Source organism: Corynebacterium sp. HMSC071F07 (assembly GCF_001810285.1).
GTDB classification, from domain to species: Bacteria; Actinomycetota; Actinomycetes; order Mycobacteriales; family Mycobacteriaceae; genus Corynebacterium; species Corynebacterium simulans.
Genome location: NZ_KV800700.1, coordinates 28026 through 33450, shown reverse-complemented (window position 1 = coordinate 33450; position 5425 = coordinate 28026). Strand labels below are relative to the sequence as shown.

Annotated in this window: 6 protein-coding genes; 5 read left to right on the top strand and 1 reads right to left on the bottom strand. The window is 57.1% G+C overall.

The genetic code is table 11. The features are described from left to right. Positions 1-407: HAD family hydrolase (locus tag HMPREF2724_RS03620; protein WP_168164868.1), on the top strand; the 407-nt coding region annotated here is incomplete at its 5' end. Between the two features lie 9 nt (positions 408-416). Here the strand turns inward: HMPREF2724_RS03620 and HMPREF2724_RS03615 are convergent. Then, entirely contained in the window at positions 417-1154 is a 738-nt protein-coding gene (locus tag HMPREF2724_RS03615) for an oxidoreductase (protein ID WP_070587212.1), read from the bottom strand. Between the two features lie 109 nt (positions 1155-1263). Here HMPREF2724_RS03615 and HMPREF2724_RS03610 point away from each other — a divergent pair, with 109 nt between their 5' ends. The 4 genes from HMPREF2724_RS03610 to HMPREF2724_RS13105 form a co-directional block, all read left to right on the top strand. Continuing rightward, positions 1264-1758, top strand: coding sequence for a phage holin family protein (locus tag HMPREF2724_RS03610; protein WP_061920205.1), 495 nt, complete (start codon positions 1264-1266; stop codon positions 1756-1758). A gap of 158 nt (positions 1759-1916) precedes the next feature. Beyond that, complete coding sequence (locus HMPREF2724_RS03605) at positions 1917-2852, top strand: alpha/beta fold hydrolase (RefSeq protein ID WP_062036150.1); 936 nt, start codon at positions 1917-1919, stop codon at positions 2850-2852. A 235-nt stretch (positions 2853-3087) separates the two neighbouring features. Next, positions 3088-4674 carry a peptide ABC transporter substrate-binding protein gene (locus tag HMPREF2724_RS03600; RefSeq protein ID WP_062036152.1) on the top strand — a complete coding sequence of 529 codons (1587 nt, stop codon included), beginning with the start codon at positions 3088-3090 and terminating at the stop codon, positions 4672-4674. Positions 4675-5009: 335 nt separating this feature from the next. Beyond that, positions 5010-5425 (top strand): ABC transporter permease (locus tag HMPREF2724_RS13105; RefSeq protein WP_246818198.1); only part of this gene is annotated, 416 nt, incomplete at its 3' end.

Below are 5425 nucleotides of genomic sequence, written 5' to 3'. Positions count from 1 at the left end.
TAGTCGCTACTGAGCTAGAAGAGGTGGACGGCAAGTTCACCGGAAAGATTCTGCGCTACTGCAAGGGCGCAGCAAAGGCTCAAGCCATTGCGGACTTCGCTGCGGAATTAGATATCGACCTGGATAGCTCTTTTGCCTATTCTGATTCCGCCACCGATATCCCGATGCTGGCTCTGGTTGGCCACCCAGTGGCGGTCAACCCCGATCGCCACATGAAAAAGCATGCTCTGGAACATGGCTGGGATATCCGCACCTTCAAGGATCCGGTTCCGCTTTTTACGATGCCCGGCGCGAAAGAAGTAGGCATTGGTTCCGCCGTCGTCGCTGGCATCGCAGCGGTTGTGGCCGCAGGGCTCTGGCTCAACCAGCACCCGGATTTTCTGCGTGCTCCAAAGTCCAGTGCCTAGTGCCAGCTTCTAGGCCGAGCGCGCAATTCCATCTGCTTCCACGCCGCCGGCAGCCCAGGCAGCAAGCAGAAACTCCAATGTGGGCCCGGGATTTGCCGAATATTCTCCTATGGCCTGCCAATACTGCGCGCTATGGCGGTTGTAATAGGTCTCCGGTACGGCGAAGCCACGCGGATCGAATCCGCTATGGATGGCCGCCAGGCGTGCGGCAACCATTCCAATCAAGTTACTGCGTAGGCCAAATACCTCATAAGCCGCAATTTCCGCATGCACCACAACAGGCAGCAATCGGTCGAAGGCAACGCCGCTTCCTCCACTTACAAGACGAGAAAGGGCTTGTACGCGTGCTGCTTGTGCGCTGTTTGGCATTCCCGTGCCGCCGGCCGCAACATCGAGACGCGCAAGCACCTGCAACGGGGCACGGGCAAAGGTACGCACCGTGGTTGCCTGAACCTCCGGGGCCAAGAGACTATAGGCACTAATGGAATTGGCCAACGGCCCTTCCATTGCGTCTTCAGCAGTTAGATCGGGGGATAGATCGGGCGCAACATTGGGCGAAATTTTGAGCCCATCTACAAAGACCGCAGCACGTGCACCCCGCATCGCCGATTCCGCAGAAATGACATCAAATTTCCGTAATCCAGCCGGACGGCGGTGCGCGCGAGAAATTTTCTCGACCGCACGCGCGGCTGAATTTTCCACACCGGGTAACGCAAAGAGCGGGGCCAACGGGTCTTTTTCTGCCATATCCTCTAGGATAGACCTGTGCGGCCACTGCGATTCCTCACACACGCAGCTGTCAGGCTTCATTACTATGGCCAATACAGATTTAGACAAACGCTAGGAGTATTTAACCGTGAGCAACGACGGACTATTCACTGACGGTGCGAACCAGTTCGCCCCAAAGGTCAACGCTATCCCGCTTAGCGACGCCGATAGCTCGAAGCGCGGCGAGGCCTCCGTTGGCCAACTGGTCTCCAACGCTACCGAGCAGATGTCTCAGCTCGTCCGCTCCGAGGTCGAGCTCGCCAAGACCGAGCTGGCTCAGTCCGCTAAGAAGGGCGGCATCGGTGCTGGCATGTTCGGCGTTGCCGGAACCGTTGCGCTTTATAGCTCTTTCTTCTTTTTCCTCTTCCTCGCCGAGCTGCTTGACAAGTGGCTCGACCGTTGGGCCGCATTCCTGATCGTCTTCCTCATCATGCTGGTGATCGCAGCCGTCGTTGGCTTCATCGGCTTTAAGAACATCAAGAAGGTCAAGGCACCCGAGAAGACCATCGAGTCCACCAAGGAACTAAAGAAGCTGGTTCCAGGCAAGGCTTCCAAGTCCGTCGAGCGCGGTTTGTACACCTAAAGCTTCTACCTTGAGATTTTTCTTCGCTTAGTCCGCCCGAGCTTGCTTTTGCTCGGGCGGGTTTAGCATTTAATAGGCGAGTTTGCTTTTCGCCGCCCCCGTCTCTCCCACCCCTTCTTGCTGCAAGCTGCCTCATCTGGTGAAAGGAACCACATCTCATGGCCCAGACTCCAGCACCCTTGTCGCCCTCGGTGGTTGAGCTAGACGGACCATTCAAACACGAGTACATCCATACCCGCGGCATTCGCCTCCACGTTGCAACCGCAGGTTCTCCAAGCGATCCGCTCGTACTTTTCCTACACGGCTCTTTCGGCGGCTGGTTCGATTTCAAAGACGCCATCGCCCCTTTGGCCGCACAAGGCTTTCACGTTGCTTCCCTCGACATGCGCGGCTTTGGCCTTTCCGATAAACCGCCAGTCGAAGCAGGCCAAGATATGCGCGCAGTGGTTGGCGACGTCACCGGCGTAATCCAAGCCTTGGGCCACGATGCAGCCTTCTTGGTTGGCGCAGATGCCGGTGGCGCAATTGCCTGGGCGGTAGCTAGCGAGCGCCCAGAACGCACGCTTGGCTTAGTTTCCATCTCTTCTTCCCACCCGGTCGATCTGCGCCGCGCGATGGCGGCACGTCCCTGGGACTTCGGCTGGCTCCTTTTGCGCGCCGCCCTTTGCCGCTTGGGCGGACCACTCAGCCGCCGCAACCCTCTCCTTTATGCCTCAAGCTATGAAAAAGAGCTGGCCCTCAACACCGACTCGAGCTTTTCGCACGACGCACGCAACCAGATTGCGCAGCTGCGCATTACCGCCTCACAAATCGGCAATGTACGCCGCGGCATCTTGTGGAACCACCGCATGCGCACTGCTGTTCCGCCATTAAGTTGGATCGACTCCTCGGTGGAAGCACCCATTCTTTATTTTCATCCCGCTCAGCAACTATGGCGCCCGCTTATTCGCCGCGCGAAAAACCGCTGCCTTGGTACCTTCGAAGAAAAGACCATTCCGCAGACTAAGAATCTGCCACACATCGAGGCCCCGGGCGTTTTCGTCGAGACCCTTCAGCAATGGCTTGCACCCTTAAGGGAACAAATTGCGAAATAAGTAACAATTAATACTTTCAGAGCGCCACCCCACAAAGGGGTGGCGTTTTCTTTATGTATTCGCACAAAAGTCCTGTACAGATAATACTATCTGCCGACTTATAGTTTTCATCACACGCTTATAATTTTCAAATCCTTGAATGTGCGCGCAGCCACAGTGTAACTTCAGTTCCAACCTTTCAAGGTTCATCAATGTTCACTCAAGGCTCGACCTAATTCGGAGGTCTCTCCCCGTTATGACGATCAAAAAGACGTTCGCTGTAGTTTCTGCAGCCTCCCTAACCCTGGCCCTCGCGGCATGCGGTAGCGATAACGGCTCCGCGAACGGCTCCGGCGGCAACTACATCACCGCATGGGGCAGCGAACCCCAGAACCCGCTGATCCCGGCAAACACCAACGAAACCGGCGGCGGCCGCATCGTTGACAGCATCTACTCGGGCCTCGTGTACTACGACGCGGATGGCAAGGCGCAGAACGAGATCGCAGAATCCATCGAGCCGAACAAGGACAACACCAAGTTCACCATCAAGCTCAAGAAGACCAACTTCTCCGATGGTTCCCCGGTTACCGCAAAGAACTTCGTTGACGCGTGGAACTACGCAGTGGCAAACGATCAGCTCAACGCTTCCTTCTTCAGCAACATCAAGGGCTTCAAGGAGGGCGTAAAGGAGCTCGAGGGCCTGAAGATAGAAGACGATTACACCTTCACCGTCGAGCTCAACAACCCTGAACAAGACTTCCCAGCACAGCTGGGTTACTCCGCGTTCTACCCGCTCCACGAGTCCGCCTTCGATGACCTGGAGGCCTTTGGCCAGAGCCCAATCGGCAATGGCCCGTACAAGCTCGCCGAGTGGAACCACAACCAGGACGCTACCGTCGTTCCGAACGAGGAGTACAAGGGTGGCCAGAAGGCTGCTAACGACGGCGTTAAGTTCGTCTTCTACACTTCTAACGACGCCGCCTACGCCGATCTGCTCTCCGGCAACCTGGATCTTCTCGACGCCGTCCCAGATGCCGCCTTCGACGTCTACGAGTCCGACCTGGGTGAGCGCGCATCCAACCAGCCTTACGCAGGCTTCCAGTCCTTCACCATCGGCGAGAACCTTGAGCATTTCTCCGGCGAAGAGGGCAAGTTACGCCGCCAGGCAATCTCTTACGCAATCAACCGTGACGAGATCACCGAGACCATCTTCAAGGGCACCCGCACCCCAGCCAAGGACTTCACCTCCCCTGTTCTGCCGGGCTACTCCGAGGACATCGAGGGCAATGAGGTCTTGAAGTATGACCCAGAAAAGGCCAAGGAGCTGTGGGCCAAGGCCGACAAGATGAACAAGTGGTCCTCGCCTTCCTTCGAGATCGCCTACAACTCTGACGGCGGCCACAAGAGCTGGGTTGACGCAGTCTCCAACTCCATCAAGAACACCTTGGGCATCGAGGCAGTTGGCGCGCCTTACCCGGACTTCAAGTCCCTGCGTGATGAAGTCACCAACCGCACCATCAAGACCGGCTTCCGCACCGGCTGGCAGGCAGACTACCCATCCATGGGTAACTTCTTGGCACCGCTGTACCAGACCGGTGGCTCTTCTAACGACGGCGACTACTCCAACGAAGAGTTCGACAAGCTCCTGGTAGAGGCAGCAAAGTCCAGCTCCCAAGAAGAGGCTAATGCCAAGTACAAGGAGGCCCAGGCAATCCTGTTCGAGGACCTGCCGGCCATCCCACTGTGGTACCCGAACGCCACCGGCGGCTTCTCCGAGGCCGTAAGCGACGCTAAGTTCAGCTGGAAGGGCGTACCGGTCTACTACGAAATCACCAAGGAGTAACCCTCCTTCCGCTCATGGCACCTGCTCCGCCTCGGCGCGTTCGAGGCGGAGCAATGCCATGCCCGCCCCTTTCTCGGTTTGCACATCCCACAGTTTCTGTTACGGACTAGGCCCGTTATTGACAAGGCCCCCGCGCACTACCCCTCTAATAATTCGATAACGCCTGCATATTGCACATTGAGATAGGTCACAAACTACGATTTCCTATAGCCAGACAGGCGACAGATTTTAATAAACGCGTAAGCAGCCTCTGCCACAGCGTAAATACGCACGGACCCGCCAGGTTCCACGCGGCGTCGGCAAGCGAATGTACACAACTAGTAAAGGACGACACTATGTTGCGCTATATCGGGCGACGAGTGCTCCAGATGATCCCGGTGTTCTTCGGAGCCACCCTGCTCATCTACGCACTGGTTTTCTTGATGCCCGGTGACCCGGTCGAAGCCCTCGGCGGCGACCGCGGCCTCACCGAGGCAGCTCGCGCCAGGATCGAGGCGGAATACAACCTCGACAAGCCATTCATTGTCCAGTACCTGCTCTACATCAAGGGCATCTTCATGCTGGACTTCGGCACGACCTTCTCCGGCGTCCCGGTCACTCAGGTCATGGCTAATGCCTTCCCCGTCACGGTGAAGCTGACGCTCATGGCCATCGTCTTCGAGACGGTCTTCGGCATTCTCTTCGGCGTCATCGCCGGCATGCGCCGCGGCGGTTTCTTTGATTCCACCGTCTTGGTCGTGTCCCTCTTGGT

Bases quoted from the DNA above. Each gene is read 5' to 3' on its own strand.
- HMPREF2724_RS03615 (WP_070587212.1), bottom strand. From the start codon at position 1,154: ATGGCAGAAAAAGACCCGTTGGCCCCGCTCTTTGCGTTACCCGGTGTG.
- HMPREF2724_RS03605 (WP_062036150.1), top strand. From the start codon at position 1,917: ATGGCCCAGACTCCAGCACCCTTGTCGCCCTCGGTGGTTGAGCTAGAC.
- HMPREF2724_RS03600 (WP_062036152.1), top strand. From the start codon at position 3,088: ATGACGATCAAAAAGACGTTCGCTGTAGTTTCTGCAGCCTCCCTAACC.